General features: G+C 62.7%; 15 protein-coding genes. 10 read left to right on the forward strand and 5 right to left on the reverse strand.

Annotation, left to right across the window (positions count from 1 at the left end; all coding sequences use genetic code 11):
- Positions 1 to 31: 31 nt before the first annotated feature.
- The 7 genes from ACJ8HA_RS05915 to ACJ8HA_RS05945 all read left to right on the forward strand — a co-directional run bounded on the left by ACJ8HA_RS05915 (position 32) and on the right by ACJ8HA_RS05945 (position 4,652).
- Positions 32 to 1,231 carry an MFS transporter gene (locus tag ACJ8HA_RS05915; protein WP_049204012.1) on the forward strand — a complete coding sequence of 400 codons (1,200 nt, stop codon included), beginning with the start codon at positions 32 to 34 and terminating at the stop codon, positions 1,229 to 1,231.
- Positions 1,232 to 1,336: 105 nt separating this feature from the next.
- Positions 1,337 to 1,831 (forward strand): TIGR00645 family protein, encoded by a 495-nt coding sequence (locus ACJ8HA_RS05920; protein ID WP_025302805.1) that lies wholly within the window; start codon positions 1,337 to 1,339, stop codon positions 1,829 to 1,831.
- Positions 1,832 to 2,020: 189 nt separating this feature from the next.
- Complete coding sequence (gene fabZ, locus ACJ8HA_RS05925) at positions 2,021 to 2,476, forward strand: 3-hydroxyacyl-ACP dehydratase FabZ (RefSeq protein ID WP_025302804.1); 456 nt, start codon at positions 2,021 to 2,023, stop codon at positions 2,474 to 2,476.
- 30 nt (positions 2,477 to 2,506) lie between these two features.
- Entirely contained in the window at positions 2,507 to 3,295 is a 789-nt protein-coding gene (locus ACJ8HA_RS05930) for a spermidine synthase (RefSeq protein ID WP_049204011.1), read from the forward strand.
- An 80-nt stretch (positions 3,296 to 3,375) separates the two neighbouring features.
- On the forward strand, positions 3,376 to 3,570 hold the full coding sequence (locus ACJ8HA_RS05935; protein ID WP_004928567.1) for a ribbon-helix-helix protein, CopG family: 195 nt from the start codon (positions 3,376 to 3,378) through the stop codon (positions 3,568 to 3,570).
- Between the two features lie 141 nt (positions 3,571 to 3,711).
- Positions 3,712 to 4,113, forward strand: a complete 402-nt coding sequence (locus tag ACJ8HA_RS05940; protein WP_025302802.1) for a VOC family protein — start codon at positions 3,712 to 3,714, stop codon at positions 4,111 to 4,113.
- Positions 4,113 to 4,652, forward strand: coding sequence for a dihydrofolate reductase family protein (locus tag ACJ8HA_RS05945; RefSeq protein ID WP_197812634.1), 540 nt, complete (start codon positions 4,113 to 4,115; stop codon positions 4,650 to 4,652). Before ACJ8HA_RS05940 ends, ACJ8HA_RS05945 begins: the two co-directional genes overlap by 1 nt.
- On the opposite strand, the gene ACJ8HA_RS05950 is transcribed toward ACJ8HA_RS05945, so the two are convergent.
- The 3 genes from ACJ8HA_RS05950 to ACJ8HA_RS05960 form a co-directional block, all read right to left on the reverse strand.
- Positions 4,637 to 6,034: an MFS transporter gene (locus ACJ8HA_RS05950; protein ID WP_049204010.1), complete on the reverse strand. Its 1,398-nt coding sequence runs from the start codon at positions 6,032 to 6,034 to the stop codon at positions 4,637 to 4,639. The two genes, ACJ8HA_RS05945 and ACJ8HA_RS05950, sit on opposite strands and share 16 nt — an antisense overlap.
- A 113-nt stretch (positions 6,035 to 6,147) precedes the next feature.
- A complete protein-coding gene (locus tag ACJ8HA_RS05955) occupies positions 6,148 to 7,215 on the reverse strand; it encodes an oxidoreductase (RefSeq protein ID WP_025302799.1) in 1,068 nt (355 codons plus the stop codon).
- A gap of 12 nt (positions 7,216 to 7,227) precedes the next feature.
- Positions 7,228 to 7,977: a DeoR/GlpR family DNA-binding transcription regulator gene (locus tag ACJ8HA_RS05960; protein ID WP_025302798.1), complete on the reverse strand. Its 750-nt coding sequence runs from the start codon at positions 7,975 to 7,977 to the stop codon at positions 7,228 to 7,230.
- Between the two features lie 152 nt (positions 7,978 to 8,129).
- Here ACJ8HA_RS05960 and ACJ8HA_RS05965 point away from each other — a divergent pair, with 152 nt between their 5' ends.
- Positions 8,130 to 9,005, forward strand: a complete 876-nt coding sequence (locus ACJ8HA_RS05965; protein ID WP_149570028.1) for an alpha/beta hydrolase — start codon at positions 8,130 to 8,132, stop codon at positions 9,003 to 9,005.
- Here the strand turns inward: ACJ8HA_RS05965 and ACJ8HA_RS05970 are convergent.
- Positions 8,932 to 10,149, reverse strand: a complete 1,218-nt coding sequence (locus ACJ8HA_RS05970) for an MFS transporter (RefSeq protein ID WP_197758713.1) — start codon at positions 10,147 to 10,149, stop codon at positions 8,932 to 8,934. The genes ACJ8HA_RS05965 and ACJ8HA_RS05970 overlap by 74 nt on opposite strands.
- Positions 10,149 to 11,306 (reverse strand): serine hydrolase domain-containing protein, encoded by a 1,158-nt coding sequence (locus tag ACJ8HA_RS05975; protein WP_197758711.1) that lies wholly within the window; start codon positions 11,304 to 11,306, stop codon positions 10,149 to 10,151. Before ACJ8HA_RS05975 ends, ACJ8HA_RS05970 begins: the two co-directional genes overlap by 1 nt.
- Before the next feature lie 121 nt (positions 11,307 to 11,427).
- Here ACJ8HA_RS05975 and ACJ8HA_RS05980 point away from each other — a divergent pair, with 121 nt between their 5' ends.
- Both ACJ8HA_RS05980 and ACJ8HA_RS05985 read left to right on the forward strand, forming a co-directional pair.
- Complete coding sequence (locus ACJ8HA_RS05980) at positions 11,428 to 12,315, forward strand: LysR family transcriptional regulator (protein WP_049295579.1); 888 nt, start codon at positions 11,428 to 11,430, stop codon at positions 12,313 to 12,315.
- Between the two features lie 225 nt (positions 12,316 to 12,540).
- The gene (locus tag ACJ8HA_RS05985; protein WP_049207674.1) at positions 12,541 to 13,845 is read left to right on the forward strand and encodes an MmgE/PrpD family protein; all 1,305 of its coding nucleotides are present in this window, start codon (positions 12,541 to 12,543) and stop codon (positions 13,843 to 13,845) included.
- The last annotated feature ends 8 nt before the right edge of the window (positions 13,846 to 13,853 follow it).

Genomic DNA, 13,853 nt, shown 5'->3' on the forward strand with positions numbered 1-13,853 from the left:
GCCGCACATCCACCTTGTCAGGAATTATCGAATGAGCCTCTCACCCACCGGCGGTGCGCTTTCCGCCAAAACCGTTTTCCTGTTGGCCACCGGCGCCGGCCTTAGCGTCGCCTCTATTTACTACAGTCAGCCGATGTTGAGCGTCATGGGTGCCGACTTCCATGTCGGCGTTGGCGATACCGGATTCGTGCCGACCCTGACCCAATTGGGGTATGCCTTGGGTATTCTGTTACTGGCGCCGCTGGGCGATCGCCACGATCGCCGCGGGATCATTCTGGTGAAGGGCGTGCTGCTGGCCATGATGCTGCTGTTGTGCAGCCTGGTTTCCTCTTTTTCGCTGCTGTTGCTCAGCAGCCTGACGCTCGGCCTGGCCGCCACCGTCGCGCAGGACATCATCCCCGCCGCCGCGGCTCTGGCTCCTGATGCCCGACGCGGTAAAATCGTCGGCACCGTGATGACCGGGTTGCTGGCCGGTATTTTGCTGTCGCGCGTGTTCAGCGGGCTGGTCGCCGATTATTTCGGCTGGCGCAGTGTTTATGCGTTAGCCGCGCTGGCCGTTTTACCGATCACGCTGGTGATAGGGCGAGCTTTGCCGCGCTTTCAGCCTCACAGCACGCTGAGTTATCCCGCCTTGCTGCGTTCGATGAGCCGGCTTTGGGCCACCTACCCTGAATTGCGGCGCGCGGCGTTGTCTCAGGCCTTTTTGTCCGTCGCCTTCAGCGCCTTCTGGTCCACGCTCGCGGTGATGCTGGCCGCTCGCTATCAGCTGGGCAGCGCAGTCGCCGGCGCGTTCGGCCTGGCCGGCGCAGCGGGTGCACTGGCGGCACCGTTGGCGGGCAGTCTGGCTGACCGATACGGCCCAGACGCCGTCACTAAAATCGGCGCTGCGTTGGTAACGGTTTCTTTCGCCCTGATGTTTTTACTGCCGTTACTACCGCAATCGGTGCAATGGGGGCTGATTGCGCTGAGCGCCATCGGGTTTGATCTCGGCATTCAGGCCACGCTGATCGCGCACCAGACCATTATTTACGGCCTCGATCCGGCTGCCCGCAGCCGCCTTAACGCCATTCTGTTCACGCTGGTATTCATCGGCATGGCCACCGGCGCCGCACTGGGCAGCCGCGTACTGGAACACCTGGGATGGCCGGGCGTAGTGGCGCTGACGACGGCCGCGGCGGGTGTTGCTTTGCTGATCCGCATGACGCGCCACTCTTTGCGTGCAACAGCCTGATCCGCGCCGTGATAGGCGCTCGGATAACGCAACCGGTTGATTTCGCCCGGGCCACCTGCGCTATACTGAGCGCCCTTTTTGCCACGCATTTAAAACAATTTTATGATGGAACGCTTGCTAGAAAACGCGATGTACGCCTCCCGCTGGTTGCTCGCACCGGTTTATTTCGGCCTTTCACTGGCCCTGGTCGCCCTGTCGATCAAATTTTTTCAGGAGATCCTGCACGTCCTGCCCAACATTTTTTCTGTCGCGGAAGCCGATCTGATCCTGACCCTGCTGTCGCTGGTCGATATGGCGCTGGTGGGCGGGTTGTTGGTGATGGTGATGTTCTCCGGGTATGAAAACTTCGTCTCGCAGCTGGATATCACCGAAGGGAAAGAAAAACTGAGCTGGCTGGGCAAAATGGACGCCACCTCGCTGAAAAACAAAGTCGCCGCGTCTATCGTCGCCATTTCCTCCATTCACCTGCTGCGGGTGTTTATGGACGCCAAGAACGTGCCGGACAACAAGCTGATGTGGTATGTGATCATCCACCTTACCTTTGTGCTGTCCGCCTTCGTGATGGGCTACCTGGATAAAGTGACCCGCTCCAAGCACTAAAACGTACTGCCACACCCGGTCGTCATGATCGGGTGCCTCCCTCACGCGCCCTTCTTCGCCTGTTTCCCCGCCGTCGTTTTTTTCATCTGGCACATCTGATGATAATTTTATTATAATGTTATTACACTCATCATGGACTGAACGCCGGCCCTTGCACCGGTTTCGCCGCAGACAGGATCACGCTCTCTCATGCCATTGACTGGTCACCCCCTGCAATTCAACGATATTCAGGCGATTTTGCCTCATCGTTATCCCTGCCTGTTGGTCGATCGCGTGCTTCCCGCCGGCACCTGCATTGCCGAAGGGAGGCTGAGCGCCATCAAGAACATCACCGCCAATGAGCCAACGTTCTGGAACGGCCACGCGCACTTCGCCGGTTTTCCCGGCGTGCTGTTGGTGGAAGCGCTGGCGCAAAGCACCGGACTGCTGGCGCATTACTATCTCGGGGCGCTAAACGAGGGGGAGCATTACTATTTTGCGGCCATTCAGCGTGCGCGGTTTTATCGCGCCGCCCGCCCCGGCGACCAGGTGCTGATGGAGGTGGCCTTTGTGCGCCGCCGCGGGGCGATCGCCCGCTTTACCGGCCGCGCCAGCATCGATGGCCAGCGCATTTGCACCGCCGATTTCATGTGCGCCCGTAAATAGGCCGCTTGCCGAAGGAGCCCTGCGAATACCATGTCTCTGGTTGACAGCTTACTCAAAACCCTTGATTTCTCTCCGCGCGGCCAGGTGATCGCTCGCGAAACCGACGCCTGGGGCGAAATCATCGTTTCCGACCACAAGGACTACCGCACGCTGCGGTTTGACGGCATCTGCGAACAGAGCAAGATGAGCCTCAGCAACCCCGCGCAGCCGATCCACAACTACATCAAAGCGATGCTGATGGCGGTGGCCTGGCAGCCGCCGGCCTCGGCGTTGATTTTGGGGTTGGGCGGCGGCAGCTTGCTGCGTGCGCTGCACGCGCTCGATCCGGCGATGCGCCTCGACGTCGTCGAGCTGCGCGCTGCGGTGATCGCCGTCGCACGCCGCTATTTTACGCTGCCGGCCACCGACACCATCAGCCTGCGCACCGCCGACGCCATGGACTTTGTGCGCCCGCCCGCCGAGACGCGTTACGATCTGATCTTCTCCGATCTCTATTCGGCGTTCGCCATGGATCCGCAGCAAGGCACCCAGACATTCCTGGAAAACTGCGCCGCGCGGCTGAACGACGGGGGCTGGCTGGTGCTGAATTACCACGATCTGCCCGACGAAAACAGCCTGCTGTACCACAGCCTGCACCGGATATTCGGCACCGTATTGTTTTGCGTCGCCCCCAGCGGCAACGTGATCATTTACGCCACGCCGGCCCAGGTGACATTGCCGCTGAGCGCGCTGCGCAACCTGGCCGCCGGCAGCGGCGAGCTGTTCAACTGCGAACTCGGCTACCTGTCACGCAAAATAGAGCGGCTGCATTTCCGCTAAAGACGAGAGGCGACGCGGTCTGGCTGGCCGCTTCGCCCACGTGGTATTATCATTCAGTTATCATTCTCTGGAGGATCCTGATGGAAAAGAAAACGGCGCGGCTAACGGTGCTGATTGACCCGGACAAGAAGAAAGCTCTGGAAGAACTGTGCCTACAGCAGGACGTCACTCCTTCCCAGGTGGTACGCCAGCTGATCCGCGATTATCTGCACAAGCATCAGGTTGACTATCCCAGCCAGCCGACTCACGCCAATCCACGCGTCGAAAGCAATTGAGCGGCTGCCTGTTCCGCCTACTGTGAAGCGCGCGTTGCTCCTGCGCGCGTCCCTAATCCGAATCCTCCGTTACGGTCTGTCCATTCTGCAATATCGCTGCTACTGTTTGCGTTCATACTCTCTCTTCGGAAAGGAAGCGCCATGTTCAGCCATATTACCGTCGGCGTCAGCGATCTGGACGCCGCCGCCGCCTTCTACGACGCCATTCTGTTGCCGCTGGGATTACAGCGGCGGGAAGTGACGCCGGACGGCGGTCCCGCTGCCCGCTGCTGGGTGAAGCCGGGCCAAACGCTGCCGCGTTTCTATGCTTACCAACCCTTCGACAGGCAGCCAGCCAGCGCTGGCAACGGCAGCATGCTGGCCTTTCTCGCCGCCGATGAGCTGGAGGTTAAACGCGCCTACGCTGCTGGCCTGCTGGCGGGCGGCAGCAGTGAAGGTGAGCCCGGCGAACGCGCGCATTACGGCAAGGGCTATTACGGCGCTTACCTGCGCGACCCCGACGGCAACAAGGTCCATGTGGTGTACCGGGGAGATCTCGCCTGATGAAATGTTCGGTTTATATCGCCACCAGCGTAGACGGATTCATCGCCGGCGCGGACGGCGACATCGACTGGCTGCTGCGCCCCGAGTACGCGGTTTCGTTGCTAAACGGCCTGAGTTATGAGGCATTTATCGCCGACATCGACGCACTGGTAATGGGGCGCCATACCTATGAAAAAGTCCGCGCCTTTCCCGAATGGCCCTATGGTGACCTGCCGGTGGTGGTGCTGTCGACGCAGCCGCCCTCGCCGCACGAGACAGGCCACGTTCGCTGGATGAATGGCGAACCGGCGGCCATCGTGGAGCAGTTGGCCGAGCAAGGCTGCGGTCACCTGTATATCGACGGCGGCCAGACCGTACAGCGTTTCTTGCAGGCCGGATTGATCGACGAACTGACGATTACCCGCGTGCCGCTGCTGCTGGGTGGCGGCATTCCCTTGTTCGGCGCCGATGGCCCGGAGCAACGCCTGCGCCTGCTCGCCGTCACCCAGTCGGACAATGGTTTCGTGCAAGAACGCTACGCGGTTCAGCGCGCATCGTAACGCAGCATCCGTCGGCGGCCGCCGAAGGCGATGAGCAACGCAGCCAGCGCCAACAGCGCCGCCACGCCGTAAGTCACCCGCATGCCGTCAACCGCGGCCGCCGCCGCAGTACCCGCCACCTGCTGCGAAGCCAGATAAAACAGCGCCCCCATCGCCGAAGCGCCGGTGATCGCCCCGAGATTGCGCGCCAGGTTCACCATGCCGGCGATCAGCCCGCGCCGTTCAGGAAACAGATCCTTCATCAGCATGGTGTTGTTGGCCACCTGAAACAGCGCATAGCCGGCGGTCAGCAGCGCGATGGGGGCGATATAGCCGAGCACGCCCCAGCGGTTAAGCAACGACAGCAATGCCGCCCCGGCTGCCACCGCCGCCAGCCCAAACTGGGCGATGCGCTGCGAGCCAAAACGATCCACCAGATAACCGGCCGGTATGCCGGTCAGGATCGCCACCGCCGGCCCCGCCGACATCACCAGCCCGACCTGCGCAGCGCTTAACCCCAGCGCGCGTGACAGATAGAACGGCCCGACCACCAGCGTGGCGGTCATCACCGTCATCACCAGCGCGCTGGCCGCCAGCCCCGCCGTCAGGGCCGGATGGCGGAACAGCGTCGGCGCCAACAGCGGCGATACGGCGCGGCGTTCCACACCGATGAACAGCGCCCCCGCCAACAGCGCCCCCAGCATCAACGCCAGGTTGAGCGCGCCAAAATTGCCGCGCCCAAGGGTCATCGCCAGTGAATAGCAGAGCAATGCGCCGCCCAGCAGCAGCGTACCGGCGCGATCGAACGGTTCCGGGGGCGCTGCCGCGCGCGGCCCATTCGGCAAGTATCGCCAGGCGAGCCACAGCGCCAGCAGCCCCAGCGGCAGGTTGATCAGGAACATCGCCCGCCAGCCGAAACCGACGATCAGCGCGCCGCCCAACGACGGCCCCAGCGCGGTGCCCACGGCCGACATAGTGCCGAGCAGCCCCATCGCGCGGCCGATTTTTTCCGTGCCCAGCGCCTCGCCCGCCAGCGCCATGGCGATTGACATCATGACTGCGCCCCCCAGCCCCTGCGCCAGGCGCGCCGCCAGCAGCAGCCAAAGCTGCGGAGCCAACGCACAAGCCAACGAAGCGGCGGTAAACAGCGCGATGCCCGCCAGCAGCAGGCGGCGGCGATTGAGGCTGTCGCCCAAGCGGCCGATGCCGATGATGCAGGTGGTGACGGCCAGCAAATAACAGAGCAATACCCACTGCACCGCTTGGAACGAGGCATGGAACGCGGTGGCGAGCGCCGGCAGCCCGACATTGGCGATGCTGATGCCGAGCGATGACAGCAGCATGCTCAAAGACAGTGCGGCCAGTATGCCGCGGACGCCCTGCGGCGAAGGATGGGATAACATGATAAGCACTCCTGACATAGACTGAGGATTAGCCTATGTCAGGAGGTAGGATGGCGGAAGACGCACGGTGTGCACTGTATCCATGCGCCTGACGCCTTATCTGACGCGAGCCGTTACCAGGCGGCGATTTCCGCCTCGGTGAGCGGCAACGGCTGAGTCACACCGGTTTCCGCCGCCAGGGTGGCCGCCTCCAGCACCGCCATTACCGCCAGCGCCTGCGGTGCGGTAACCGGATTGCTGCCGGCGCCGCGCAGCGCGTCGCGCACCTGGACGTAATATTGACGCTGGTCGCCATCCGGCGTCGGCAGCGTACGCACCGGCTCCGTGCCGATAAACAGGCTCATCGCATCGTCGTCTTTGCCCCACTCCGCCGAGCCCGGCGTCACGCCAGCCAGCAGTTGGCTCTCCTGCCCGTCGGCGCGCGCTTTGACCACGCTGCCTTTCTCGCCGTGCACGGTAAAGCGTGAGACGCCGCCCGCCACCAGCATGCTGCCGTGCAGGATCACGCGGTGCGTCGGGTAGTTGAGCACCACGTGGGCCCAGTCGTTAATCTGCGCGTTGGGGCGCAGCGTAGCGATGTTGGCCTGCACGCTGTGCGGTAAACCGAACAGCTGCAGCGCCTGATCGACCATGTGTGGCCCCAGATCAAACCACAGCCCGCTGCCCGGCAGGTTCTGCTCGCGCCAGCGCACCCGCACTTCTGGGCGGTAACGATCGATGTGCGACTCAAAGTGCGTCACCTTGCCGATCAGCCCCTGTTCGATCACTTGCTTCACGCCCAGGAAATCGCTGTCCCAGCGGCGGTTCTGGAATACCGACAACAGGCGATCGTGTTTTTCCGCCGCCGCAATCAGCGTACGCGCCTGCGCCAAATCCAGCGTAAACGGCTTATCCACCACCACGTGCTTGCCCGCCTCCAGTGCGGCCAGCGCCAGCGGCGCATGGGTGTCGTTCGGCGATGCGATCACCACCAAATCCACCTCCGGCCGGCGGATGGCCTCCAGCGGATCGGCGATCACCTGCACGTGCGGCAGATCGGCATGCACCTTGGCGGCATCGCGCGAAGCCACCACGCTCAGTTCCAGCCCCGGCACCGCGTTAATCAGCGGCGCGTGAAACGCCTTGCCGACAAAGCCGTAGCCAATCAGCGCCACCTGCAACGGTCGAGCAGTATCGTTCATCAGTGTTCTCCTCTAGCGGTCGTCGGCGACGACACAAAGTTCAATCAATGATTGTTCGTCCAGGTTGTCCCACGGGCGATCGGTAAACAGACGTTGGATCTGCGCCAGATCCGCAACGTGATGCGGCTCGCAGCGGTCCAGTTTCATATGGTCGGCCACCAGCCAGCGCTCGCCGCTGTTGGCCAACATGGCGCGTTTGACCTCTGCATCGGCCTCTTCGCCGGCGCTCAGTCCCAACTGGGGATGCACCGCACAGGCGCCCAGTAAGGCGATGTCCGCGCGGTAGCGCGCCAGCAACGCCAGCGTGGCGCTGCCGGCGAATAGCCGCTGACGCACATCCCACTGGCCGCCAAGCAGGATCAGGTTAATCTCCGGCCTGTCGCTCAGGCACTGCGCGATATCCAGCGAAGCGGTGATCACCGTCGCCGGGCCGCGCAACGCCTGCGCCACCGCCAACAGCGTACTGCCCGCATCCAGCATCAGGGTGCTGCCGGGCGGGATCTGCGCAGCCACCGCGCGGCCGAGCCGCTGCTTGATCTGCGGCAACAGCGCCGCGCGCGCCTGACGTGGCATGCCGGACGGTTCGAGCGCGATCGCCCCGCCGTGATTTTTCTGCGCCAACCCTTGCCGCTCGAGATCGGCCAGATCGCGGCGCACGGTATCGACCGAAACGCCGATGGCGCCGGCCAATTCCGCCACCGCCGCCTGCCCGCGTTCGCTGAGCAAATCCAGTAAATGGCGCTGTCGTGCCGCTTTGTGCATGGGCTTATTCCGCCGTAAAAAGCATAAAACAGCAATATACAGCAGATAACAGCAATGGAGAAGCCGCAATTGTGCGCACCGGCGATCAAACATCTTTTCGCCTGTGGGACGATGATGATGAAGACATAACGCATAACAATCCGGAGAAACGCATGAACATCGATCTGACGTTTGAAGACCTGAACGCACGCGCCGTGCAATACAATGCCCGCGCTTCGGTGGAGGATTTTGACGCCTGCATGGCGGAATACGCCGCGCTGGCCCAGCGCGCCAAGGCCCAGACGCCGGGCATTTACGATCTGCGCTACGGCATGAGCGCCGCCGAGCGCCTCGACCTGTTCCCGGCCAGCGCACAACCCGCCCCGCTGCTGATCTTTATTCATGGCGGCTATTGGCATTCACAGCGCAAAGAGGAAGCCTGTTCGATGGCCGCCGCGTTCGCCCGCCGCGGCGTGGCGGTCGCCACGCTGGAATACACGCTGGCGCCGGAAGCGACGCTCGCGGAGATCGTACATGAGGTGCGCAGCGCCGTCGCCTGGATCTATCATCACGGGGCACCCTTCGGCATCGATCCGGCGCGCATTTTCGTCAGCGGCAGTTCGGCCGGCGGTCACCTGTGCGGCATGCTGATCGCCGACGGTTGGCAGCAACGCTATCGCCTGCCGCCCGACGCGATCAAAGGCGCGCTGGCGCTGAGCGGCCTCTACGATCTGCGCCCGCTGTGCGATATCTACATCAACGACTGGTTGCACCTGACGCCCGAGCAGGCGCAAACCCTCAGCCCGCTGTTTTTACTGCCGGCGAAAGACCATGCGCCGCAGATCCTGCTCGACGTCGGCCAACGGGAAACGCAAGGTTTCAAAAACCAGACGCAGGCCTATTATGACGCTTGCCGGGCGCATGGCCTCGACGTCCAGCTGCTGGCCGACCGTCACTGCAATCACTTTACGCTGGTCAACGAGCTGGCGGATGCGGAAAGCGCGATGTTCCGGCAGGTGATGGCGATGATCGACGCAACGCAACGGTAGCCTGCCGCTGCAACCGCAGCCTGGCGGCGATCGTAATCACCGCCAGCGCGGCGAACAAGGCTCCGCACAGCAGGCTGCCCTGTAGCCCCCACGCGGTAATAAACCCGCCGCCCGCCAGCGAGCCCAGCGCCACGCCCAGATTGATAAAGGCGATATACAGCCCGGTGGCGAACGCCGGCGCTTGCGGGGCTTCGGAGGTCAGCCAAATCTGCGTGACAATCAAACCGCTGGTGTGCGCCGCTCCCCAATACAGGCAAAGCGCCGTCATCGAGCCAATATTCACGCTGCCATAGCGATACAGCAGCGCATAAGCCGCAATCAAGGCTATCGGATGCAGCAGCACCGTCACCGCACGATGGCGGCTCAGCCATCTGCCGGCCAACAGGTTGCCCACGACACCGCCCACACCGAACGCCACCAGAAGAAAGCCGATGACGCCGCCGCTGAGACCGATTTCGCGGCTGAGGTACTCGGCCGCATAAGCATAGACGGCAAACATGGCGGCAAAGATCAGCACGCAGGTAGTGATATTCAGCCACAGCGTACCGCTGCGCAGGATCGCCAACTGCTTGCCATAGCTGAGGCGCTGTACGGCCGCATCAGGCAAACGCCACAGTAATCCCAGCGCCGCCAGAAGGTTCACCCACGCACAGAACCTGAACGACGCTTCATAGCTGAACTGTCCGGCGATCCATTGCGTCAACGGTATCCCCAGCACCATGCCCATGCTGGTGCCGATGAACGCATAGGCGGTTGCTTTGGTGGCCTGATGCGGCGGATAAAGCGCCGCGGCCGCCACCATGGCCAGTGAAAAATAGATCGGATGAAACAACGCCGGCACAATGCGCAGCAGCATGAGCATGGCGAAGCTGTCCACCTGTGCGGACAGCGCGCTGGCCGCCGCAAACACGGTCAACGCGATCAACAGCATGCGTTTGCGATTGAACCGCGACGCCAACAGCACCAACAGCGGCCCGAGCAGCGCAATGGTCAGGGCGAAGATCCCGACCAGCCAGCCGGCCTGCGCCGTGGAAATGCCATACCGTGCAATGATCAGCGGCAAAATGCCCACCACGCCGAACTCGATGCAGTAAACGCCGAACAGCCCCAGCGCGAGGAAGAAAATCGGTGGCATCAGACCCATCACCTCGCTCCCATCGCGGCATAAACCGCCTGACAAATCTCGCCGACAAAGGCGCCGGACATTCCTTCCAGCGCCGTGTTGGTAAACGCCACTACGCTGAGCTGCCGGACTGGATCGACGAACCACGAGTGGCCATAGGTGCCGCCCATCCGCCAGCTGCCAACGGACTCCGGCGTTTGCGCGGCGACGGGATCTTTCAGCACGGTGATGCCCAGGCCGAAGCCGCGCCCTGGCCAAAACGGCATCGGCAGATCGCCGATTTGGTTGGTGGTCAGCGCCGCCACCCACTCGGTTGGCAGTACCGGCTTTCCTCCCTGACGCAACGCTTCCAGCAGGCGCAGAAAATCCTCGGCCGATCCGACCATGCCGGCCCCGCCGGAGGCATACGCCTGCGGATCGAGCGCACGCGCCGGTGACAGATGAAAACCGGCGCTGCCGTCGATGAACGGTAAACGATCCGGCTGGCACAGGCGGCGTGGCTCGCCGGGATGGTCAGCGTAAGCGGCCGCCAGGCGCGCGGCGTCCACCGCCAGGAAATCGGTATCCGTCATCGCCAGCGGCCCGGTCACCCATTTTTTGACCGCCTGCGCCAGCGGCAGGCCGCTCGCCCGTTCAATAACCGCGCCCAACACATCGGTGGCGATGGAATAACGCCACTCCGCGCCGGGCGGTGCCAACAACGGCGCGGAAGCAATGCGCCGCACGTTTTCCTGCAGGCTGACGGACGCGTCATCCATACCGTCGGAGACCGCCGACTGAGCGTAGAATCCCCCTTCCGGCTGGAAAAATCGGTAGCTTAACCCGGCGGTGTGGGTCATCAAATGGCGCAGCGTCAACAACGGGACAGTGCCGTCCGCCAGCCGCGGGCGAAAATCCGGCAGCCAGCGGGTAACGGGCTCGTCCAACCGCATGTCTCCTCGTGCCATCAGCGCCAGCGCCGCCGTGGACACGATCGGTTTGGACACCGAAGCCAACCTGAACAGCGTATTGCACGCCATCGGTTTGCCCGCTTCGCGATCTGCCATGCCCGCCGCGCGTCGATAAACAATCTCACCGCCCTGCGCCACCAAAACGACCGCGCCAACCAATCGTTTTTCGCGTAAGGCTTTCTCTATCGCGCCGTCAATCGCGTTGGCGATGGATCCGTATTCATTCATCTTTATTACCCCAGGTAGTCAGCCCATGCTGTCGCCACCGAGCATAGGGCGTGGCGATTAACGAAAAAACAGGCTAGATTTCCTTTCATAGCGGACACTCACGTCCGTAATGGGGCAAGCAATGGATAATCTGTCTGGGGTAAGCGTCTTTGTGCAGGCCGCGGAGACGCTGAGTTTCGTTGAGGCCGGGCGCGTGCTCGGCATTTCCGCTTCCGCGGTGGGGAAAAGCATCGCCCGCCTGGAAAACCGGCTGGGCACGCGCCTGTTTCACCGCAGCACGCGCAGCATGACCCTGACCGCCGAAGGCCGGCTGTTTCTGCACCGCTGCCAACGCATTCTGGAGGAATTGGCGGCGGCGGAACGGGAAATCAGCGATACGCACAGCGCGCCGCGCGGCAAGCTGCGTGTCAGTTTGCCGCTGGTGGGCGGCCTGCTGAATCCGGTGCTGGCGGAATTTGTTCGGCGTTACCCGGAGATTGAGCTGGAAACCGATTTTTCCGACCGTCGAGTCGCGGTGATTGAAGAAGGGTTCGATGCGGTGATCCGCGTGGGCGATACCGAGGACTCTCGCTTAATGAGCCGCCAACTGGGCACGTTTCACCTACAGCTAGTGGCGGCGCCGGACTATCTGCGCCGGGCGGGAATACCCCGCCAGCCGGCAGAACTCCGCGATCACGCCTGCCTGTTATACAGATTCCCCACCACCGGCAAAGTCGAGACCTGGCCGGTGGCGGGCGGAGATAAACTGCTCGACGAAGGTCTGGGCAAGCGCACGGTATGCAACACCGTCGATACGCTGATTTACCTGGCGGAACAGGGCCTGGGCATCGCCTGCCTGCCCGATTTCGCGGTGCGACAGGCGCTGGAGCAGCAGCGGCTCCAACCCGTGCTTGGCGACCAATGCCGACACAGTGGCAGTCTCAAAATCCTCTGGCCTTCAAGCAAACATCTTACACCGCGTCTCAGGGCATTTATCGACATCATGAGCGTTCGCCTTTTCTCAGCCTAAGTCCTCTACCGTGTTAGAACAAATTCAGCTTTGTTTTGCACAAAAATAGCTAAAGCGCAGCCTGCCGCGCCTGCCAGCAGCCCTGACGGCGGCGCAGTGCCGTCGTGATATTCCATTCAGCGATATAGAAGCGCCGTTCGTTCTTTCGGGACAAAGAAAACCGCCACACAATACCTTTCACCCCGCACTCGTGCATAACCATCTATAAATTCAGGTGTTAACGCCTTGTCATTATCGATAACCGCCCAATTCGCTCATCTGATATTGAACAGCCAGCCGGATCAAACCGCCCTGTCAGCCGCTCGCCGCGGCGTGAAAGATTACTTCGCCTGCGCATTGCCGATTGCCCGCGGGGCGTTGAGCGATGCCGGTCTGGCAGCGATCGGCACGACGTTTCCGCCGACCAGCAGTGAGAACCGTGCACTGCGCTATGGCTATGTCAGCCACTCGTTGGACTTCGATGATTACCATCCTGCGCTGCGTGGCCATCCTAGCACCGTAGTGCTCTCCGCCCTGCTGGCGCTGAACGGTGAGAGTGACAATGTCACTGAGCTATTAACCGCCTATGTCATCGGCGTAGAGGCCGCTGGCCGGCTGGGATTGGCCGCTGGCACGCAACATTACGTGCTGGGTTTTCACAGCACCGCCACCCTGGGCGCGGTCGCCGCCTGCGCCGCCGTGGCGCGTTATCTGCAGCTTGACCAGCGGCAAACGCAGATTGCTCTCGGCCTGGCGGCCACCCAGGCGGCGGGCCTGCGCAGCCAGTTCGGTTCGGCGGCCAAACCGCTGCACGCAGGGCTGGCGGCACGCAACGCGGTCAATGCCGCCCTGCTGGCTCAGGCCGGTTTCATCGGCCAACCGGAGGGCGTGCTGGACAGCCTGCTGACTTCCCACGGCGGCGGCAGGCAAAAACCGGAATGCCTGACCGCCGACTGGGGCACGCCCTGGCGCATCCTGCAGCCGGGGCTGGAGTTTAAGCGGTATCCGACCTGCGGTGGCACTCACAGCGCGGCCGAGGCGGCGCTCGCCCTGCGCGCGCGGCTGCTGGAACAAGGCGACGCCCTTGCGGAGATCGCACTGGTTGAGGTCAGTTTTCCGCCCGGCGCAGATACCGCACCCTATATTCGCCAGCCGGCCACCGGTGTGGAAGCGCGCTTTAGCCTCGAATACGTCATAGCCGATGCGCTATACCACGGCGAGGTCCCGCTGACGCATTACGGCGAACAGCCGGTCGATGCGGCTATCGCCGCCCTGGCGGCAAAAGTTGAGCGCCATGTCGATCCCGCAGCCCCGCCGGACGCGCTCGATCCGGAGATGCGCTTCCATCGCCTGACCCTGACGCTGCAGGACGGAAGGCAAATAAGTGACATGGTCACAAGAAAGCAAACCGCCGCCCGGCCGACAGACCTCGACGCCAAGCTGCACGCCATTCTGCAGCTGCTTCCGGGCCTCGAAGGCGAAAGCGTTATCCGCGACTGCGCCCTCATGTCCCCTGGCGCGCTGCCGCGACTGATTGCATTGTTAAATTAATAATAAAA

It is taken from the genome of Serratia sp. CY33802 (assembly GCF_052169095.1).
GTDB lineage: Bacteria > Pseudomonadota > Gammaproteobacteria > Enterobacterales > Enterobacteriaceae > Serratia > Serratia bockelmannii.

Coding starts and splice junctions, on each gene's coding strand:
- ACJ8HA_RS05960 (WP_025302798.1), bottom strand. CDS start 7,977: ATGCACAAAGCGGCACGACAGCGCCATTTACTGGATTTGCTCAGCGAA.
- ACJ8HA_RS05915 (WP_049204012.1), top strand. CDS start 32: ATGAGCCTCTCACCCACCGGCGGTGCGCTTTCCGCCAAAACCGTTTTC.
- ACJ8HA_RS05980 (WP_049295579.1), top strand. CDS start 11,428: ATGGATAATCTGTCTGGGGTAAGCGTCTTTGTGCAGGCCGCGGAGACG.
- ACJ8HA_RS05945 (WP_197812634.1), top strand. CDS start 4,113: ATGAAATGTTCGGTTTATATCGCCACCAGCGTAGACGGATTCATCGCC.
- ACJ8HA_RS05975 (WP_197758711.1), bottom strand. CDS start 11,306: ATGAATGAATACGGATCCATCGCCAACGCGATTGACGGCGCGATAGAG.
- ACJ8HA_RS05955 (WP_025302799.1), bottom strand. CDS start 7,215: ATGAACGATACTGCTCGACCGTTGCAGGTGGCGCTGATTGGCTACGGC.
- ACJ8HA_RS05920 (WP_025302805.1), top strand. CDS start 1,337: ATGGAACGCTTGCTAGAAAACGCGATGTACGCCTCCCGCTGGTTGCTC.
- ACJ8HA_RS05970 (WP_197758713.1), bottom strand. CDS start 10,149: ATGGGTCTGATGCCACCGATTTTCTTCCTCGCGCTGGGGCTGTTCGGC.
- ACJ8HA_RS05940 (WP_025302802.1), top strand. CDS start 3,712: ATGTTCAGCCATATTACCGTCGGCGTCAGCGATCTGGACGCCGCCGCC.
- fabZ (WP_025302804.1), top strand. CDS start 2,021: ATGCCATTGACTGGTCACCCCCTGCAATTCAACGATATTCAGGCGATT.
- ACJ8HA_RS05965 (WP_149570028.1), top strand. CDS start 8,130: ATGAACATCGATCTGACGTTTGAAGACCTGAACGCACGCGCCGTGCAA.
- ACJ8HA_RS05935 (WP_004928567.1), top strand. CDS start 3,376: ATGGAAAAGAAAACGGCGCGGCTAACGGTGCTGATTGACCCGGACAAG.
- ACJ8HA_RS05950 (WP_049204010.1), bottom strand. CDS start 6,034: ATGTTATCCCATCCTTCGCCGCAGGGCGTCCGCGGCATACTGGCCGCA.
- ACJ8HA_RS05930 (WP_049204011.1), top strand. CDS start 2,507: ATGTCTCTGGTTGACAGCTTACTCAAAACCCTTGATTTCTCTCCGCGC.